Source organism: Flammeovirga sp. SJP92, assembly GCF_001583495.1.
Lineage (GTDB): Bacteria > Bacteroidota > Bacteroidia > Cytophagales > Flammeovirgaceae > Flammeovirga.
Map to the genome: position 1 here is coordinate 462,957 of NZ_LQAQ01000061.1, position 19,536 is coordinate 482,492.

The following is a 19,536-nucleotide window of genomic DNA, read 5'->3' on the forward strand; positions in this document are numbered from 1 at the left end:
TAACAAACATAATTTGATTTATTATTATTAAAAAGTTGAAAACAATTTCAACCGTTTGCATTAAGTAGATTTTTATAAATTTTCCTTATTTTTCAAAGTTTAGTGTTAACAGATTATTATCTTGCTAATTCTAAACATCAATATTCTTCATGAGATCATTTTTTAAAGTTACATTCTTGAATGTACTAATTTTATTTATCTTTTCATTCAATTTTGGATGGGCACAAAATATTCCTGTAAAAACTTGGCGTTCACACCTCAACTTTAGTAATGCCCATTCTGTGGCAATCACAGATAATGAAGTTTTTTGTGCTTCCAATAATGCCCTATTTTCTTATGGAAGAAATAACAGTATCATTACAACTCTTACAAAAGATGATGGATTAAGTGACACCAATATACTTTCATTGGGCTACGCGGCTCCTTCGGACCAGTTGATTGTTCTTTATGCAAATGGAAATCTGGATTTCATAACGGATGATGAGATTGTAAATATGAGAACATTACTCAACACTTCATACCCCAATAAAGCATTTTATGGATTGAGAGTTAACGGCAGATTTTTATATGTCTGTGCCAGTTTTGGTGTAGCAAAAATCAATACTGAGAATTTTACTGTGGAAGAAACTTATGACTTTATTGGACAAAATGGTTCTGAAAACGCAGTCTTTGATATTACATTCAGTTCAGACTCACTCTATATTGCCTCTAATGAAGGGATTAAAAGTGCATCTTCAGATCCCAATGTCAATAAACAAGACTTTAACAACTGGCATTTGATTGTTCCGTTATCCTCTTTCTCTACAAGGTCAGCATTGTGGGCAGGAGACGCTTTATATTACACCAATAACCAAGATAATGCATTAAAGAAATATGAAAACGGCACCTCAACTACCGTTTTCAATTATACCAAGAGTGTATATTTACTTGATTTCTGGAGAGATGATATAACACTTGTAGGAGCAGATGAAATTTACCGTATTGATGAAGAAGATCAGGTTTCAATCTGGTCCGATCCAAAAGTTCCTGCTCCAAGACAGTTACTTGATGATGATGAAGGAAGAGCCTGGGTAGCTGATAATACAAACGGCTTGATTTCCATTTCATCCGATGGAGGTGAAATCCAAGGTTTTGCTCCATCAGGTCCACTATTTCCAGTGACAAGACAAATCATCAATGCCAATGAAAAAATAGTGATGATTCCATCAACTGACGACCCGAACGTTACGGTAGGTAGTTTTTCTATCTTCGAGGACGGACAATGGACCAACTATACCTCTCAAGATAGAACTTCAGTAGTAGCCATTCCTGCTACTGCTCCTTTTTATGGTGTTGCATTTAATGAATTTGATAACACAATCTACTTTGCAAGTAATGGAGATGGTCTTTTAGCCTATAATCTCACAGACGAAAGTTTTGAGGTCATCAAAACACCTTTCTTGCTGGAAGGGAGAACCGATGCAAATTTAAAAAGCCTTTCTTTCGACTTTTTCGGAAATCTATGGACAAGTTCTCAATTTTATATTCACCAAAGAGACACTGAAGGCAAATGGACTCATACCAGAAATTCGAGCATCAATTCCCCAGCTATCACTACTCAAAATTCAACACAAAACGATGTTTGGTTTATCTTAGAAAATAACCGTCTGCTTACTTTTAAAGAAGGAAGCACACGTTTTTTAACCACTGACCAAACAAGTGGCGGGCTTCCTTCCAATGTGGTTTTCACCATTCAAATGGACAACAGTGGAAGTATGTGGATTGGCACTGAAGATGGAAGTGCTGAGTATTTTGGATTCTCGCCTTCAGAAGTCAATGAATTCTCAGTTGCATTACCTCGATATGATGGTTTTCCATTATTAAGAGGGGAAAGAGTATTAAGCTACGGCATAGATGGCGGTAATAGAAAATGGATTGGCACAGGCAACGGCTTATGGTTATTCAGTAAAGACGGCGGGCAATTATTTGAATATTTCACCCAAGAAAATTCTCCAATATTGTCTAATGAAGTAAAAACAATTGGTATACAACCTCAAACGGGTGAGGTCTTTATTGGAACCGACAATGGCACAGTTTCTTACAGGTCTGATGCTACTGAACCTTCAAGATCGATTGATAAAATAAAAGTATTTCCAAGTCCCGTAAGACCGAACTATAATGGTGTTTTAACGATCAATGGATTGGTAGATAATGCTAGCGTAAAAATCACTGACACAGCAGGAAATATTGTTTGGGATGGAAAATCTTATGGAGGTAGTACTTCTTGGAATTTAAGATTGGACAGCGGTACAAAACCTGCGACAGGAGTCTATTTTATATTTGCCACAGACCTTGATGGTGTTGAGAAAAATGTGGGGAAATTTGCAGTAATACGATAGACCTCAAAAAACTAAATATATAGAAAGCTCTTTTCTTTGCATGATTTGTAGAGAAAAGAGCTTTTCACTTTGAATCAATCAAGTAAACAACCATTCTCAAAATACCAATGATTTAGTGAAGCACTACTAAATTTCTGTATGAACTTACTTCCCTTTTGATACTCCTTAGTTATTTTAAAAAATTCATTTTCAATAGCCCAATCATAAATACCAGTTCCAACTGGCATTTCTGTCAAAATACCTGATACTTTAGTATTGCTTATCCACATTTCACCTTCCACGTAAGAATTAAAGATTCCTGCTGGGAAAGTTGCTCCGTTTCCAATAAATACATACACCATATTGCTGATAATTTTTTTAACCTACTGCTTTACTCTATTACTTGTAAACCACTCTCTTGCATTCCAGTCAGGTTGAATACCGCCAACATTTTTTAATTGGAAATTGGGATCGTTAGAATGTAAAATAATAAGGAGGTGATAGCCTCTTATTAATAACTTTCTTGATAATATTGAAAGAGTATCTAGGAGAATATATGCACTATTGGTGTTACTAATAAAGTAATCATCAAAATTTTTAAGTATGATGGCTTTACCACTAAATTCATAATCAATAAAATTTTCAAAATATTCTAAGAACTCTCCCTGACACCCATAGGCATCAAATAAACTTAGATGTTCTGCAATATATTTATATTCATTCTCATTTTTACGATTCAACATTTCAATGGTATAAACCCTATAATTGTTATCTAAATACCACTTGGTATATTCTTCTAAGATATTGGGGTTTAGATGTATTGATATTCCTCCTTCTAACAAAGAATATTCTGCTAAATTAAAATTTTCGTTCATCAAATATTTTTGTTTGCTTTTCTAAAATCAATAAGAGCTACTGTCTTTTATTTATTGGTGTGATAATAGATTGCTTATGTAGAAGCGTAGCCTGCTACGCAATTACTTAATAAAATAAGATTTTGACAACTGTATATCATTGAAGCCCACAAAAAACTTCAAAGTTTATTTTTCACTCATACAAGCGTAGCAAGGCTACGCTTCTACAGAGATTGAATTAGTCATTTATTGACATTTAATACTCCCAATTGGGTTCATTCCAATCCACTAAGAACAATTGATAATTCACTCCTGTTTCAATGATATTACTATATATTTTCTCTTTGCTTAATGTTCTAGAATAAACTACCCTCACTTTTGTTTTGTAACTACCTGAAATTTTATTGGTTGAATATTGGCATAGTTTCAAACAGTTAAAATCTATAAAATGATCAGCATAATAATCATCCCTAATTGCAATATCAATCCATTCCTTTTTTTCCTTATGAAAAACTTGTACTTGAATTAAATACTCATTTAAAGTTTCCCTTTTAATATATTCATGAAACTTTTCTGGGATTAAAATATTTAATTGATTGTTTTCTTTGACTATAGTTAATCTATCATACTCAGTATTTGAACAGGTATCTAAATCTATACCTAGTTTAGCTTTATACTTATCTGATACAACATTCAAGTTTTCATTCTTATTTGAAAACATTGTTTTTTCGAATGAAAGCTTTACATGTTCTCCATCTGCTCTAATAGTTTGAAAATCATTACGATCAATGTATAAGATTGCAATGTACTTGCCATAATTGACTATAAATTCTCCATTTTCATTGACTATGCCTATTCTAGTATTTTGATCTGAATATTTATATTTTCCTGAAAGGCTATAGGTAAAAAAGTAATCCTCTCCTTGAATTACTGCGTTTCCATAATTGAACTTCGATATATATTGGGATACAGTATCTAATTTTATTTCATAGTCTGAGTCTAATAGACCATACTTTCCTGTCCAGGTAATGAGTGTATAACTTTTGGGGTTAATCAAAATATCCTTTAATGAAGATGTTCCATTATATTCAACTTTTCCTTCTCTGTTGATCACTTTGGGTATTGACTTCACAATTACTTTTCCTTTTCCATGCTTAAATGGATAGGCTAAATCTGCTTTCGATTTATAAATACATGTCCCATCTAATGTATAATAAGAATACACATTTTTTCTTCGAAGCAACAAAATGTCTTCCGTGAAACCCATAACTTCATCATAATCGGGTTTAGAAATAACATTTTCATCAAACGTTGCTTCTAATTTATCTCCATTTTGAATTACTTTAATTTGGCTATACACTGAAATACTAGATAAACAAAATGTCCATAGAAAGATGATAAATATAAATTTGATGTTGATCATTTGCTCTTCAAAAAATTGGTAAGGTTAAGTTTGATTATTTTGATAGAATAGCTTCTATATTCACAATTACCATATATTTATCCCGAATAAAAAAATCCCACTTAGATATCTAACCTAAATGGGACTTTTTACTATTTATCATCTAATCACAATATACAAACTCTTCTGAAGGAGCGACTTCGAGTGAAGTGATTTCTACCTCAGTCAGTGGAAATCCAGAAAGTGCAATTCCATCACAAGCTCTTCTTCTCAAACCTGAAGCTCCTAATATAGTTTGACCTCCATCAGGTGATACTGAAATATATCTCCAAGAACCTCTTACAAACTCATTCGTAGGCTTCAAGTAAGCTTCGAAGTTGGTATTGGAGTAAAAAACATATAAAGTATCTTTTGTTTCACTATAAAGTACTTTATCAAAATTCCCTCCTAAAGGTGCAACATCATTAGAACAAGAAACTATGAATGAAATACTTATCAGAATTAATGCTAATCTTCTCATTTTTATTTAGTTTTATATCATACAAAATAAATGAGTTTAATTCACAACAACTTCACAAAAACAGTTAATTAGATTTTTTTCACTAAACAAAAATAAACAGTACATCCACAACTTTTCTACTTATTTGAAGAAACAAATCACTATCATTTTTTGAATAAAAAATCCAAGGTATTTTTACAGCAATAAACCACCTTAAAATTCATTATCATGAGTAAAAAAGTTAGAATGTGTTATCCTTACTTAAAGGAGACCAGTTTTAAGTGCGATTTTGAAGTAGAGACAGATTCTCTTGCAAGTCATATTGGTTATGCTTACTCCAAAGCAGGTCAATTTCCTGAAATGAAAAAGGAATTAATCTGGCTTTGTGAAATGGCTTATCATGTCAATGGATCAATTAGAGGAAACTTGGCTGTTACATCAGAAGATATTGATAGAGCTATTGGTATTCATGATAAATATCAAGCAATGGTAGAAAAAGAAACCAAAATGTTCAGCCTTCCTTTGGGGACTGAGTTATCTGGTATATTGAATCTTTGTCGTTCAAAAAGTAAAAGTTCTACTAGATGGGCTTACAAAATTGCTAAATTTGAGGACGTAAAAGTTGATGGCCTTGTCCCTGATTTATTGAACACAATGGCTAATATCTTCTTTGTAATGTCTGTGTATGTGAATAAAATGGCAGATTTGGAAACGATTGAATTTGTCTCCAAAAGTTATGATGTTCGCTATTTTGATTAAACTATAAGGATTAAAATTTGCACCCACTTTTATCAATTATCATCATTAACCATGATACTTTAGAAATTACCCTGAAATGTCTAAAGCATCTTGAAGAGGCATTGTTGAATGTTACTTTTCAAGCTGAAATTATTGTGATTGATAATTCTGAAAACTCCAATGATAAAGCTGTATTTTGCTCCTCATTTCCTCAGGTCTTATACCATCAAATAGAAAATGAAGGTTTTGGAAGAGCTAATAACTATGGAGCAAAAGAGGCAAAAGGGAAGTATTTAGCATTTGTCAATAGTGATCTTTTCATTACCCATAATTTACTAAAAGATCATGTACAGTACCTGGAAAATGAGGAAATAGATGTTGTCAGCGTTTCACAAATCGATGATCAAGGGCAACCGCTTGCTTTTCCATATTATTTCTTCCATCAAACAGACAGTATTTTGGATTATTTTCTTCAGAGTCCATTCTGTTTTAAATTACTAGGACCAAGGAAGCTACATAGTATCACATCACTTTCAGGTGCTTATTTTATAATGAAAAAAGCCTTGTATGAAGATATTCAAGGATTTGATCCTGACTTTTTTTTATACGCTGAAGATATTGAGCTTTTCACCCACCGCTTAAAGGGTCGAAAATTCTATCTTGACACAAAAAATCAAGTCATTCATAATACCAATAGCAGCTCCAAAAGCAGTCGAAATACTTTTATTCAAATGTACCTTTCTGAAGCATTGAAATGGTACAAATACGGCTATTTAAAGTATCTTCTTTATGTTGTACTTACTTATGCAGTCTACCTTCCTCAATGGCTGATACTTTCATTACTGCCCTTTGAAGGAAAGGAGTATAATCAACAGTTGGTGAAAACGCATTGGGTATTGCTTCCGTTTCTACTTTTTACCATACCGCGATTTTCTAACCGTTATGGAAGTCGTCAAAAGCCTTTGAGATATAATGAGTAGAAAGATAATTCATATTGATATGGATGCTTTTTTTGCTTCCATTGAGCAAAGAGATTTTCCTCACCTCAGAGGGAAACCCGTTGCTGTAGGCGGAAGTAGAGAAAGAGGAGTTGTAGCGGCTGCAAGTTATGAAGCTCGAAAGTTTGGTGTCAGGTCAGCTATGCCTTCTTCTTTGGCGTATAGAAAATGTCCTCAAATCATCTTTACAAAGTCTAGGTTTCATGTCTACAAAGCAGTATCTGAACAAATCAGAAAAATATTTTACGAATATACAGACCTTGTTGAACCTTTATCTTTAGATGAGGCGTATTTGGACGTCACTGAAAACAAAAAGGGTATTGCCTCTGCTATTCAAGTGGCGGAAGAAATAAGAAAAAAAATTAGTGATACGTTGAATTTAACTGCAAGTGCAGGTGTCTCTTATAATAAGTTTTTAGCCAAAACAGCTTCAGATATCAATAAACCCAATGGATTGGCGGTTATATTACCTGATGAAGCCATAGCATTTTTAGAGAAACTTCAGATCGATCGTTTTTATGGAATTGGCAACGTTACCGCCGAAAAGATGAAAAAACTAGGTATTTTCAAAGGAAGTGACCTAAAAAAGTGGCCTTTGGAACACCTTACTGACACATTTGGGAAAAGTGGAAAGTTTTACTATCATATTGTGAGAGGTATCGACAATAGAAAAGTAAAACCTTCTCGTGAAAGAAAATCGATAGGTGCCGAACGCACCTTCTCTAAAGACATAGCAGATGTGGGCACAATGAAAAAGCACTTAAATAGAATTGCTGAGATTCTTTGGAATAGAATCACAAATGCTAATAAGTACGGTAAAACTTTGACTGTAAAAGTAAAGCTTCACAATTTTGAATCGCATACCAAAAGTAAGACCTTTGAAAAAAGAATTAGTAATTATAACTTTTTATTACAAGAGTCTTATCACCTTTTAGATGAACTTGAGCCACAGAAGTTCAATGTAAGATTATTAGGGATAAGTGTCAGTAATTTTAGTAGTAATGATGATGAACAACAGAGTTCACATGAGCAGTTGAAACTTTTTTAATACTCTAATTTAAATAAAAGCTAACTACAACAAACGCTAAAAAATAACCTAACAGTAATCCTAAAAATAATCCTAAACCAAAGTAGCTATGACTTGTCAACAACTTTTTAATTTGATGTACCATAGTCAGTCACGTTTAATTACAATTATTTACATATATTTACAAATATAATACTTTTAAACACTTAACAAAATTTAATTCTATAATTAAATTGTACAATCAAGGTTGTAAACTTTACTATTACGCTTCTTTGTGAACGTTTAATCATTTATAAATAAGAATATTTTTCAAATACACACTTAAAATATTCATTACCAATTAAATAAGAATATGAAAAATAACATTATCCCGTTCTATATTTTTATGCTGTTTTTTCTTCTTAGTAATACAATAAATGCTCAAAACCTAGTAGGGCCCTGGAAGGGAGAACTCGAAATTCCAACTGGAAAACTGACTGTTATTTTTCATATTAAACATGATAATAACAAATTTTCAGGTACAATGGATGTTCCAGAACAAGGAGGAAAAGGTATTCCAATACACAGCATCAAATACCAGAATCCATTTTTAACTATTGAACTTCCTAACCTTGGTATTAAGTACGTAGGCAATGTGTTAGATGACGATAATATAGAAGGAACATTTCAACAAGCTGGCGCCTCTCTTCCACTTCATTTAAAGAAAAGCCTTGATGTTATTCTTGAAAAACCAAAACCACAGGAACCTCAAGCTCCTTTTCCTTATATTTCGACTAATGTCACTTTCCAAAATGGAAATATCACCCTTAGTGGTACACTCACTAGACCCAAAGAAAATAAAAAATACTCTGCCGTAATTCTTATTTCAGGGAGTGGCCCTCAAGATAGAAATCAAGAAATACTAGGACATAAACCTTTTCTATTACTTGCAGATCAATTGACAAGAAGTGGTTTTGCTGTATTGAGATTTGACGATAGAGGCACCGCAAAATCTACTGGTGATTTTTCAAGTGCTACAACGTACGATTTTGCCAATGATGTAGTGGAAGCATTTCATTTCCTTGAAAAAAGAGTGGATATTGATCCCCAACGAATTGGACTTCTAGGACATAGTGAAGGTGGGATAAAAGCAGCAATTGCATCAAACAAAGTTCCTGCAGGTTTCATGATTCTGATGGCGAGCCCGGGTGTAAAAGGTAAAGATTTAATGCTTTTACAAAAGAAAATAATAGAAGAGAAAAGTAAAGTTCCTCCTACCATAATTGCTCAAAATCAAAAAATGTTTGGTGAAGCTTATGATATGATCATTAGAAAAGAACAACCTCTTGATGACCGCTTAAAAGAATATTTCAAACATCAGTTAAATGCTCAAGTTAGTGATCAACAAATACACAATATTGTACAATCACTTTCCAGCCCCTGGTTTACGGAATTTATAAGACTTGATCCCGCTACATATTTCCAAAATGTAAAATGTCCTGTCTTAGCATTAAATGGATCGAAGGATGTGCAGGTTATTGCTTCTCAAAACTTACCTGCGATAGAAAAGGCACTTCAAAAAGCAGGAAATAAAGATTATAAAATAATGGAGCTACAAGGGCTCAATCATCTTTTTCAAGACTGTGAAACAGGTCTGCCTAATGAATATGGAAAAATTGAACAGACGTTATCTCCTCTCCTTTTGGATGAAATCAAAAAATGGATTGTTTTTAAAACAGAGCAATAAAGTAATACGAAAATAGTCTAAGCTTTTGAAAGCATTGATTGTGCTACTTTCTTATCCGTATGAAGTTGTTCGATCAATGCTTCCACACCATCAAACTTCATTTCATCACGGATATGATCAATAAATTCAACTTTAACCTTTTGATCATAGATATCCGATGAAAAATCAAAAATATTGACTTCAATTGTCTGCTGAATGCCTTCTGTAACCGTAGGACGCCTTCCAATATTCATCATACCATTGTGCCACACTTCATCCACTAAAATTCGTACGACATAAACGCCTGATTTGGGAAGTAATTTGAATTGGTCTTGAAGCTGAATATTTGCAGTAGGGAAACCGATCTTTCTGCCAATCTTATTTCCTCCAACAACAGTTCCTTCAAAGCTATAATTATAGCATAAGTATTTGCTTGCTAACTGAACGTCTCCCGCTTCCAATAAAGCTTGACGAATGGCAGTTGAACTTACTGCGGCATTTTCTATTTCTTGTTTAGTGATTTCCTCTACTTCAAAACCAAATTGATCTTGATGCGTTTTCAGGTATTCGAAGCCTCCTTCACGGTTTCTACCAAAGCGATGATCATAACCGATCACTAATTTTGTAGTATTGATTTTTTCAATCAATATTTTCCTCACAAAGTCCATAGAAGTCATTTGAGAGAACTCAGCATTGAACTCTATTACAATCAGATGATCAATACCTTCCAACTTCAAGCGTTCAATTTTCTCATCAAGGTTGGTCAATAATTTCAGCGATTTTTTAGCTTCCTCTGGTTGAATCGTAAACCTTGGGTGAGGCCAGAAAGTAATTAATACCGTTTCTGACTGATCTTCTTTTGCCACCGCTCTAAGGTGTGCCAAGATCTGCTGGTGTCCGTAGTGCACACCATCAAAAGTACCACTTGTTACTGTTGCCCTCTTTAAAGGGGTGAAATTTTCTATACCGTAATGTACTTTCATTCAAAAATCGCTGTTATCAATTACAAGCACAAAAGTAATTATATAAGTACCAAATCAAAATTAATAAGTACATGGAAAAAAGAAAAGGGATAATTTTAGGTTGTTATTTTTTATTCTAATCGAGGCAGATTTGCAGAGCATAGCCGTAGCTAAGTGATAAAAATCTAACGAAGAGTAGGATAAAAAAGATAAGATAAAATAGCCGTTTACTCTATTCCAGGTACTTACTCCAAAAGAAATAAAGGAATAGGTTGCCCTACTCCTTTATTTCTTGTCTGTTTCTCCAGTCTCTGATGACTTCAATCCATTCATCTACTGACTTGGCGTCTTTCACATCATACTCTCCGATTTTTGTTCTTCGAAGACCTGACATATAAGCTCCAACTCCTAAAGCTTCTCCAAAGTCCCTTACAAAACTTCTAACGTAAGTTCCCTTTGAGCAAACCATTCTAAATTGGATTTTTGGAAAGTCGATGGAAGTAATCTCTAACTCTTTTATTTCAATTTCACGAGGGTCAATTTTCACTTCCTTCCCTTTTCGAGCATGCTTGTATACTCTCACCCCGTCTACTTTGATAGCAGAGTGCATAGGCGGAACTTGCATAATCTTACCTGTGAATTGAGGCAATAGATCGTGAACGTCCTTTTCAGTGATGTGACTGAAATCTACTTCGTTCTCTACTTCAGTTTCCAAATCAACAGAAGGTGTAGTGGCTCCAATCACCATTTCCCCTTCATATTCTTTGATTTTTCCCTGAATCTGATCTATTGTTTTTGTCTTCTTTCCTGTACACAATATTAAAAGCCCTGTAGCCAAAGGATCCAAAGTACCTGCATGCCCTACTTTCTTCACCTTCATTTCCCAGCGTAACTTTTTCACTACACCAAAGGAAGTCCATTCCAATGGCTTATCCACCAATACAGTTTCTCCTGCTACAAAATCAAAATCCTGCATACGTTTATATCTTAATTAAGAATAGAATAGATGATTGCGATAGTACCTACACATGCACACCAAATAGAGAAATACATCAATTTAGATTTCTTTACTAGTGAAATCATCCATGTACAAGCCACCATACCTGTAACGAAAGCAGCCACAAAACCTACTGTCATTGGAACTACTTCGAAAGTTGATGAAAATGCACCATCTAAAATATCTTTAGCAATTTTACCAAAAATTAAAGGCACAACCATCAAGAATGAAAAACGTGCTGATTTTTCTCTATCAATACCTAAAAGTACTGAAGTAGAAATTGTAGCACCTGATCTTGAAATACCTGGTAAAATGGCAATTGCTTGCGCAATACCAATAATGATTGCTTCTTTATATCCTACACTCTTAGACGTGTTTTTTGCTTTATCCGCTAAAATGAGAAGTACAGCTGTAACCAGCAACATACACCCAACTAATAAAACTGCACCTCCAAAAAGTTGTTCAATCTGATCATTTAAAAATACACCGACAAAAGCGGCTGGAATCATTGAAAGAATAATCTTGATAGAGAACTGAGTTTGCTCATTCCATTTGAACTGGAACAAACCTTTTAAGATCTCTAATATATCTTTCCTAAAAATAACCACTGTAGACAATGCCGTTGCAAAATGAAGTACTACAGTCATCATCATACTTTCTTCTGCGACACTAGTGTCCCCAAGTATTACCTTTGCAAGCTCTAAATGACCACTACTACTTACTGGTAGAAACTCCGTTAGACCTTGGATAATACCAAGAACAATGGCTTCAAAAATATTCATTGATAATTTAAATTAAATATGGTTTTAGTCTGTTTATTTCAGTTTTTCTTCTGATTTAGGGTTGGCAAGGATAGCATAAAAGTTTAAACCAAAACCGCTCATTACGATGATTGGTCCCACTGTTAAGCCTAAAACACCGAATCCCATTGGTTCTGAATCCAATGACATTACAAAAAAGCCTGCAGCAATTAACAGGATACCGAAAAGCATCCACTTGTAATTCTTCTTTCCAAATGCTAAGTGTTCTTTATTATTGCTCATGAATATTGTGATTTCATTTTGTGTATAATCCACAAAGTTAATAGTTCAGTCAAATTATTTACTATTTCATAAATAGTATATTAAAAAATTCATTCAGTTTACATCGTAGTTTAATATCCATTAAGGACTTTGATTAGCTCAAACCTCCAGAAAACGGAGCAGGCTCTATCAATACTACTTTTTCCTTATCTACCACAACTAGCCCAGCTGGGTCTCCCTTCCTCTTTCTTACAAACTTTTTAGGAGTATAAATCACAGGACAAAGTGTGTCTGTTTTTCTTTGTGAGTAATAAGCAGCAACTGAAGCTGCTTTTTCAATTACATCAACAGGGAAATTAGGTTGTTTCGATTTCCATTTCACCACTACATGTGATCCTGCTACATCTCTAGCGTGCAACCACAAATCTCTTTTGTGAGCATAACGCTGTGTCAGCAAATCGTTATTGACCGCATTTTTGCCTACCCAAATTTCAAAACCTTTATACTCAAACTTTCTAAATGGAAAAATAGGCTCATTCTTCTGTAATTTTTGCAGAGAGTTTGCCTTGATGTACTTTCTGATTTCACGCACCATCTCAAATTGATCTAATGCGTCTCTATGTACCTTCAACTCCTCCATCTCCTGTTCCTTCTGCTGAATGTTGCCTTCGAGATTCTTTACTTCCAGCTTCTGATTTTTCGCTTTTCGGTAGTAAGTCTCAGCATTTTTCTGTGGAGTTAATAATTCATTCAAGTTAATTTTTATATCCTCTTCATTATAAAAATCAAACAATGTCACCTTCTTAGTTCTTGGAGGAATATTATGAAGGTTGGCCATTATAATATTGGCTATCTCTTCAAATCGAGCTTTTTCAGTCAACTCTTCATACCTCGCATAATGCTTCTTCAAGTAACTTTTAGATTGCTTTAATCGTTTATCTATTTCCTTTAAAAGTGGCCCTTTCTCTCTTTCTACAAAATACCTTTTTGAAAATCTATAATAGAATTCATTAGCTGCTTCTATAGGATGATCTGACTCCAACAATGTCTCTGCATCTTCCAGCTGGAATAATAAAAACTGTACTTGCTCATCCTTTTCTTCCACAAAATAACGTGGAGACTCCAACTTCTTTACTAAATCAGAAAGTCTTGTCCATTGCTCATCAAGAGATAAGTCATTAAAACCTTGAGATTCCAAATAAGCATTCGCTTCACGTCCTAAAGTTGGATAAGTCGCTTTTATTCCTCCATCAAAAAACGCTTCCTTGGATTGATCAATCTCTCTATCCAAAGCATTAATTTCCATATTCTGGTCTTCAATATGCCTTTTCTGGAAAATGGAATGCACCTCGCCTTCATGTATCAAAAGAATATTGGACCTATTGCCATACATTTTAAATAAAAGCCCCCAGTCATTAGTCATTTTGATCAAAAAGGCCCTTTCATTATCATATTGAATAATATCTTCAACTTCTTGGTCTATTGCATCTTTAAACAAATCAATGCTGTTGACCTTCTTTCTTTGATAATCTAATGGGAAAGTGAGTAAATTAAAATTAGGAATCAGTGATGCTCTTATCCATTGCTCTTGTACGCCTTTATAAAAACCAATCATCAGTTCGTCTTTACTCTGGCTAAAACAAGCCCCAAGGGTCATCCCTACCAATCTTTCTTTTAATGCCTGACTCAGCTGTCTGAGGAAATAATAATTATTGAACATCGTATCTTATATCCTCCCCCAATCCGCTGATCAGTGTTGGATTTTATATTAAATTCTTTCTTCTAGATATAGTACTTAGACAAAATTAGTTATCAATTATTTTTGACTTAATACTTACTTATTTTTTTCAATACAAAAAAACGCATATAAATGATATAAAAAAAGCCCCAAGAACGAAGCTTGAGGCTTTAAGTATTAAAATTCAACTATTATGGTTTTTGATAAATTTTTTCTGCATTTCTATAACCGTTAGAACTCTGATACCAATCAGGGTAATTATGGCCATTAGATTCCCCCCAATTCTGAAAGTGATTATAGGCATCAGTCACTTCAATTCCTTCAAAAGGATAATCGAACTTATTTGCCACTACATTAATTGCCCATGGGTGATTAGCTGATGTTTTATAATAAAAACCTGCAGTCCCATTGGTTGCATCATCATAAGTTCCAAAGTAAGCAGAATTAGCTAATTCCGTTGGCGGTTGATTTGGCATGTGTACCTCTCTTCCTCTGTCTTGATCTACAAAAATAAATGGATTAGGATAATCGGAGAAAGTAGAATTTAATATCTGTCCAGAATTCAGAATCATAGAAACTGTAAACTGATGCGGTGTCACATAATTTCCTGTGGGTTTGACATTCACCAAAATATCACTTGAACTCATCAGAGAATAAGCATCTTCAAAAAAGATCACCGAAGCGTTCGTATTACCAACTTCAGTCCCATTTGCACCTACAGCTACTACACCTTGATCTAAAACTTGCCCTGATATTGTACTGACTGCGGCAGCATTGAAAGGGAATTCAATTCCAAACCCATTATGATAATGCCCTCCAATAGCATAGAGCTCACTTTGCATAATGATATCTTTAATGTAATAGTTTGTATTGACTACCTTTTTAAAGTTGACACCTATGACTACATCATTGAAATCATAATCACCCTTTTCCGGCCACATGTCTTCAAAACCGTATGTAGAATAATTTGTCCTGTTGTTGATATAAATATCATAGGCACGCTCTGGGTCTTCCGGATATTCTTCTTCATGATCATAGGCTCCATCATTATCAGTATCCGTTGCCATTGTAATTTCTCCAATATCTGTAAGGTCAAAAGCAAAAGGATTACTCGTCAAATAGAACATACAGTCATTAAAGTCATTGTCTCCACTAGGTCTAGAAATGTCTTCAAAACCTAAAAGTACCACTTCTCTTTCCACATCACTAAGTGCTACCATGTGCTGTTGGAAACCTTCAGGTGAATTTGTATTCAGTAAATAGTTACTGTACTTCACTTGATTACGGTAAGTAGCTTCTGAAGTACTGCCATTCCAACCATTAGGTATCAACACCCAACCAATAGAGGTGTTAGCATCAAAAGTACCCAAGTAGACCTTGTGTCCAGTTTCCAATTCACCTCCTGAATGTAAAAATGATACATTAGGAAATACCATTTTTATACTATCAATATCATCTGTAGAGGAAGGAGGGTTACCCGTTGTGTAGGTGTAATACCCTAGAGAGTTTCTCCAGCCTGCACCCTCATGTACAAAAGTGATCCAAACATCAGAAGAATCTGTGATTTTGGTATCGTAGTTTACATTGACAAGGTAATCAGGATTGTAAGTAGGGACAGGTCTTCTTTCTGGTAATGACGCATCAATATCATCTAATAAATCTTGAGGTACAGTATCAGGATCCGTAAGGTAGTTAGGTAAACCTTGCGAATTCCAGCCTCCATATACGTCATAAAGTGTTCCACTGTAATTTGTTCTTGAAGAAGAACTCAACTCATTATCAAGAGTGTTATCATAAACTGAATTATCATCTACTGTCAAACGATTTAGACCAGGCTGTACATCAAATTCATAAAACTGAGGGATACCAGTTTTATTGACTTTGATATATACTTTGGTCAATCCTTTATTTAAATTAAAAGTTGAAGTGAATGGATCTTTTCCATTCAGTGCCACTCTACTGATCAGTGTTCCTTCATCAAAAGAATCAGATGTGTAAATTTCTATTGGCAAATTGGATTCCGTATAATCCTGGTGAACTGAGAATAGAAAGTTTGCGTTTGTGGAGTAATCAAATGAAGGATCCACTTGAATGGCTTCAAAGCCCTCTTCTTCAGAAGGGACATCATGTGTCGTTTCATTTTCCTTCTGACATGAAATACATAAGAAAGTAAACGAAAAAATAAGTAAGAGTAATTGTTTCATGATTGGATGGTTAACAAAATTATACTTGTATAACCATCAGCAATTCAAGAAAAGTTCTGCATTAACAACATTTTTTTATTTATTGAAACATTCTAATATTTTCCTTCACTTAATCCACGCGAGCTTTTATAAGCTTAAGTTCTGGTTGTCCGGCATCTATCCAGCAAGTATACCAGAAAGACGCAATTCTTTGAACCGCCAATTGCATCCTCATTTCAACCATACCGCCCAATTTTTCATGATAAGCTCTTGCATATTCCTCTGAAGCCTGCACCTCCAATCTTCTTCCTCTCCTTTTTATTGTCATCCCAGAGCCCGAAGGCATTTGTTTAACTATTTCCTTCTCATCCTTCAACACTTTATCAACTAAAGCATGGGATTCTCTCATCGTTTTCCATACAGTTTCTTTGATATCTTCAATATAATAAGGCTCCAAATCTGAGAAAGAGTAGTAATTCCCAAAATGCTCTGGCAAGGTTGATTCCCAAAAAGAATGAATACCAATCTGACCTGTCAACTGCCCATTATAGTTTTCGGTGGTATGCAATGGCACATGAAGGTCTGCAATATAATGTCCCACCTCACTAGAATACTTAATAATCAACTTTTCATTTTTTTCTTCAAAAGCCTTTCTCAGCATATAATAATAGCGGATTATATTCCATGGAGCCTCCCCATTTTCTATTAAGTGCTGTTCCCCGTAACGTAACAAAGCTTCATCATAAGTCATGGTTTTCAGGAGTATAGAATCAGAATAGTGTTCTATATCTATATAGTGTCTCCCTCCTTCACGTTCTAACAAGCCTCTGCGTTGATCGGGCCTGACTGCTCCTTTTTTAATTTCTGAAAGCTGGCTTCTGTAAAATGGAAATAACTCTGAAGGAAGAATCAATACCGCTTCCGTATTGATTGTAACATGTGCATAAAATCCCCAGAACAGGATCGAAATAGTTTGTAATAGCATTATCGTTAAGTCTTTGTTTGCATTCAATTTCAGCATAAAGATCTACTTATACAAGGCCTATAAATATGACAAAATCAACTATTTTTCATTTTTGTTTAATCATTTATAATTTTTATTAAACAAAATTTTGATAATAAATTTTTAACCTCTATTATTGTTTAAACAAATCACCAAAACATTAAACATAATTATGACAGCAGTAGAATTTAACAATCACATACAGTTTTTAATACCTTCATTGGAACCATTTGCAATGAAGCTCACAAAGGATCACTCAAACGCAAAAGACTTAATCCAAGAAACAATGTTGAAGGCATTTTCGAACAAAGAGAAGTTTACTACAGGTTCAAATTTGAAAGCTTGGGTATTTACAATCATGAAAAATACTTTCTTGACAGATTACCAAAAAACATCTAGAAGAAAGACTTTTATTGACACTACTGATAATTTACACTTCATCAATAGCACAAACATCCAGCAGAAAAATGATGCTTACAGCAACTTTGCAATGGATGATATACAAGAAGCAATTGAAGATTTGGATGAGATTTACAAAAGACCTTTTGTAATGTATTTCAGAGGATTCAAATACCATGAGATTTCAGAACGTTTAAACATTCCAATCGGTACAGTTAAAAACAGAATATTTTTAGCTAGAAAGGAGTTAAAACAGATTTTAAAAGTATACGAGCTTTAGTCTTTGAATTAAATTGATTTTATAAGCTAAATCGGACAAGTAAAATCGCTCTTTTAATTGATATAAATTGATAAATTTGCGTCATGTTAAAAGAAGAGTTTTACAACCTTGGCATACACGCTTACTCTGGAGCAATGAGAGTAGCTGCCTTACTAAATCCTAAAGCAAAATTATTTGTGGAAGGAAGAAAAAATTTAATTCAGAAGATACAAGATGATTTCTCAAATAACAATAAAGCTGTTGCTTGGTTTCATTGCGCGTCTTTAGGAGAGTTTGAACAAGGAAGACCTGTCATTGAAGCATTCAAGCAACAGTTTCCAGACTACATCATTGTATTGACCTTCTATTCCCCAAGTGGGTATGAAGTTCAAAAAAACTACGAATACGCTGATTACATTTACTATTTACCAATAGATTCCAAAACCAATACCTCAAACTTTGTAAAGTATATACAGCCAAAAATTGCATTTTTTGTAAAATATGAATTTTGGCACAATTACCTAAAAGAGCTAAAAAAGATAAACGCCACCATTATTTCTTTCTCAACCATTTTCAGAAGCAACCAAGCTTTCTTTAAGAGCAAAGGTGGTTTTCAACAAAACATGTTGAAACAATTTGATTATTTTTTCACTCAAGATCAAAACTCTTACAACCTGCTATCTTCTATCAACATCAACAACAAAGTAATAGCAGGAGATACAAGATTTGACCGTGTAGCCGAAATATGCCAAAAACCTCTTTCTATAGAAGTTGCGGAAGCCTTTAGTAAAGATACTTTTACAATGGTAGTAGGCAGTAGCTGGCCAAGAGATATACAGGCACTTAGGAAAGTTGCCAACAACATCGACAATTTAAAGTTAATTGTTGCCCCCCACGAAATTTCAGATAAAAAAATCGATGAAATATTTGAGACCTTCTCTTCAAAAAAGGGCATTAAATACTCAAATAGTACATTAGAGAACATTAAAGATAAAAAACTATTGATCATAGATAATGTCGGTATGTTATCATCGTTATATCAGTATGCAGACATTGCATATGTAGGCGGTGCTTTTGGAGAAGGACTTCATAATATACTTGAACCTGCTACGTTTGGGATTCCTGTTTTATTCGGAAAAGAATATTCAAAATTCAACGAAGCTATTCAACTTGTTGAAAGACAAGGTGCTTTTAATTTACAAAACGAAGAAGAATGTTTTAATAAAGTTGAACAATTAATCAGTGACAAAAAATTTCGTTTACAAACAGGAAATATTACAAAAAAGTACGTTGAAGAAAACTTGGGAAGCACCAAGAAAATCATTGACTTTTGTAAAGAGGTCTTGTAAAAAATTCAATAAAATAAGGTATTTTTGCATTCTAAGTTGAATTC

General features: G+C 34.0%; 18 protein-coding genes. 7 read left to right on the forward strand and 11 right to left on the reverse strand.

Annotated elements, in window-relative coordinates; all coding sequences use genetic code 11:
* The first annotated feature begins 149 nt into the window (after positions 1-149).
* Positions 150-2,378, forward strand: coding sequence for a two-component regulator propeller domain-containing protein (locus AVL50_RS14610; RefSeq protein WP_062617225.1), 2,229 nt, complete (start codon positions 150-152; stop codon positions 2,376-2,378).
* A 74-nt stretch (positions 2,379-2,452) separates the two neighbouring features.
* Here the strand turns inward: AVL50_RS14610 and AVL50_RS14615 are convergent, their stop codons facing one another.
* The 4 genes from AVL50_RS14615 to AVL50_RS14630 form a co-directional block, all read right to left on the reverse strand.
* Positions 2,453-2,719 (reverse strand): hypothetical protein, encoded by a 267-nt coding sequence (locus tag AVL50_RS14615; protein WP_062617226.1) that lies wholly within the window; start codon positions 2,717-2,719, stop codon positions 2,453-2,455.
* Between the two features lie 21 nt (positions 2,720-2,740).
* Entirely contained in the window at positions 2,741-3,232 is a 492-nt protein-coding gene (locus AVL50_RS14620) for a hypothetical protein (protein WP_062617227.1), read from the reverse strand.
* Positions 3,233-3,467: 235 nt separating this feature from the next.
* Positions 3,468-4,634, reverse strand: coding sequence for a hypothetical protein (locus AVL50_RS14625; RefSeq protein WP_062617228.1), 1,167 nt, complete (start codon positions 4,632-4,634; stop codon positions 3,468-3,470).
* Positions 4,635-4,776: 142 nt separating this feature from the next.
* Positions 4,777-5,133 (reverse strand): hypothetical protein, encoded by a 357-nt coding sequence (locus tag AVL50_RS14630; RefSeq protein ID WP_062617229.1) that lies wholly within the window; start codon positions 5,131-5,133, stop codon positions 4,777-4,779.
* A 207-nt stretch (positions 5,134-5,340) separates the two neighbouring features.
* Here AVL50_RS14630 and AVL50_RS14635 point away from each other — a divergent pair, with 207 nt between their 5' ends.
* The 4 genes from AVL50_RS14635 to AVL50_RS14650 all read left to right on the forward strand — a co-directional run bounded on the left by AVL50_RS14635 (position 5,341) and on the right by AVL50_RS14650 (position 9,601).
* Positions 5,341-5,871 (forward strand): hypothetical protein, encoded by a 531-nt coding sequence (locus AVL50_RS14635; protein WP_062617230.1) that lies wholly within the window; start codon positions 5,341-5,343, stop codon positions 5,869-5,871.
* A 17-nt stretch (positions 5,872-5,888) separates the two neighbouring features.
* The gene (locus AVL50_RS14640) at positions 5,889-6,830 is read left to right on the forward strand and encodes a glycosyltransferase (RefSeq protein ID WP_062617231.1); all 942 of its coding nucleotides are present in this window, start codon (positions 5,889-5,891) and stop codon (positions 6,828-6,830) included.
* A complete protein-coding gene (gene dinB / locus AVL50_RS14645; RefSeq protein ID WP_062617232.1) occupies positions 6,823-7,896 on the forward strand; it encodes a DNA polymerase IV in 1,074 nt (357 codons plus the stop codon). The genes AVL50_RS14640 and dinB overlap by 8 nt, the downstream gene beginning before the upstream one ends.
* A 331-nt stretch (positions 7,897-8,227) precedes the next feature.
* Positions 8,228-9,601, forward strand: a complete 1,374-nt coding sequence (locus AVL50_RS14650; protein WP_062617233.1) for a S9 family peptidase — start codon at positions 8,228-8,230, stop codon at positions 9,599-9,601.
* Positions 9,602-9,618: 17 nt separating this feature from the next.
* Here the strand turns inward: AVL50_RS14650 and AVL50_RS14655 are convergent, their stop codons facing one another.
* The 7 genes from AVL50_RS14655 to AVL50_RS14685 all read right to left on the reverse strand — a co-directional run bounded on the left by AVL50_RS14655 (position 9,619) and on the right by AVL50_RS14685 (position 17,503).
* Complete coding sequence (locus AVL50_RS14655; RefSeq protein WP_062617234.1) at positions 9,619-10,563, reverse strand: bifunctional riboflavin kinase/FAD synthetase; 945 nt, start codon at positions 10,561-10,563, stop codon at positions 9,619-9,621.
* A 256-nt stretch (positions 10,564-10,819) separates the two neighbouring features.
* Positions 10,820-11,518: a tRNA pseudouridine(55) synthase TruB gene (truB, locus tag AVL50_RS14660; protein ID WP_062617235.1), complete on the reverse strand. Its 699-nt coding sequence runs from the start codon at positions 11,516-11,518 to the stop codon at positions 10,820-10,822.
* 11 nt (positions 11,519-11,529) lie between these two features.
* Entirely contained in the window at positions 11,530-12,321 is a 792-nt protein-coding gene (locus AVL50_RS14665; protein WP_062617236.1) for an undecaprenyl-diphosphate phosphatase, read from the reverse strand.
* A 33-nt stretch (positions 12,322-12,354) separates the two neighbouring features.
* Entirely contained in the window at positions 12,355-12,582 is a 228-nt protein-coding gene (locus AVL50_RS14670) for a DUF3098 domain-containing protein (protein WP_062617473.1), read from the reverse strand.
* A 133-nt stretch (positions 12,583-12,715) separates the two neighbouring features.
* A complete protein-coding gene (locus AVL50_RS14675) occupies positions 12,716-14,281 on the reverse strand; it encodes an NFACT RNA binding domain-containing protein (protein ID WP_062617237.1) in 1,566 nt (521 codons plus the stop codon).
* Positions 14,282-14,490: 209 nt separating this feature from the next.
* Positions 14,491-16,503: an LruC domain-containing protein gene (locus AVL50_RS14680; RefSeq protein WP_062617238.1), complete on the reverse strand. Its 2,013-nt coding sequence runs from the start codon at positions 16,501-16,503 to the stop codon at positions 14,491-14,493.
* A gap of 109 nt (positions 16,504-16,612) precedes the next feature.
* Positions 16,613-17,503: a zinc dependent phospholipase C family protein gene (locus AVL50_RS14685; RefSeq protein ID WP_063850715.1), complete on the reverse strand. Its 891-nt coding sequence runs from the start codon at positions 17,501-17,503 to the stop codon at positions 16,613-16,615.
* 154 nt (positions 17,504-17,657) lie between these two features.
* Between AVL50_RS14685 and AVL50_RS14690 the strand changes: the two genes are divergently transcribed.
* Together AVL50_RS14690 and AVL50_RS14695 are read left to right on the forward strand one after the other, a co-directional pair.
* Complete coding sequence (locus tag AVL50_RS14690; protein WP_062617239.1) at positions 17,658-18,164, forward strand: RNA polymerase sigma factor; 507 nt, start codon at positions 17,658-17,660, stop codon at positions 18,162-18,164.
* A gap of 83 nt (positions 18,165-18,247) precedes the next feature.
* Positions 18,248-19,492, forward strand: a complete 1,245-nt coding sequence (locus tag AVL50_RS14695; RefSeq protein WP_062617240.1) for a 3-deoxy-D-manno-octulosonic acid transferase — start codon at positions 18,248-18,250, stop codon at positions 19,490-19,492.
* Positions 19,493-19,536: the final 44 nt, after the last annotated feature.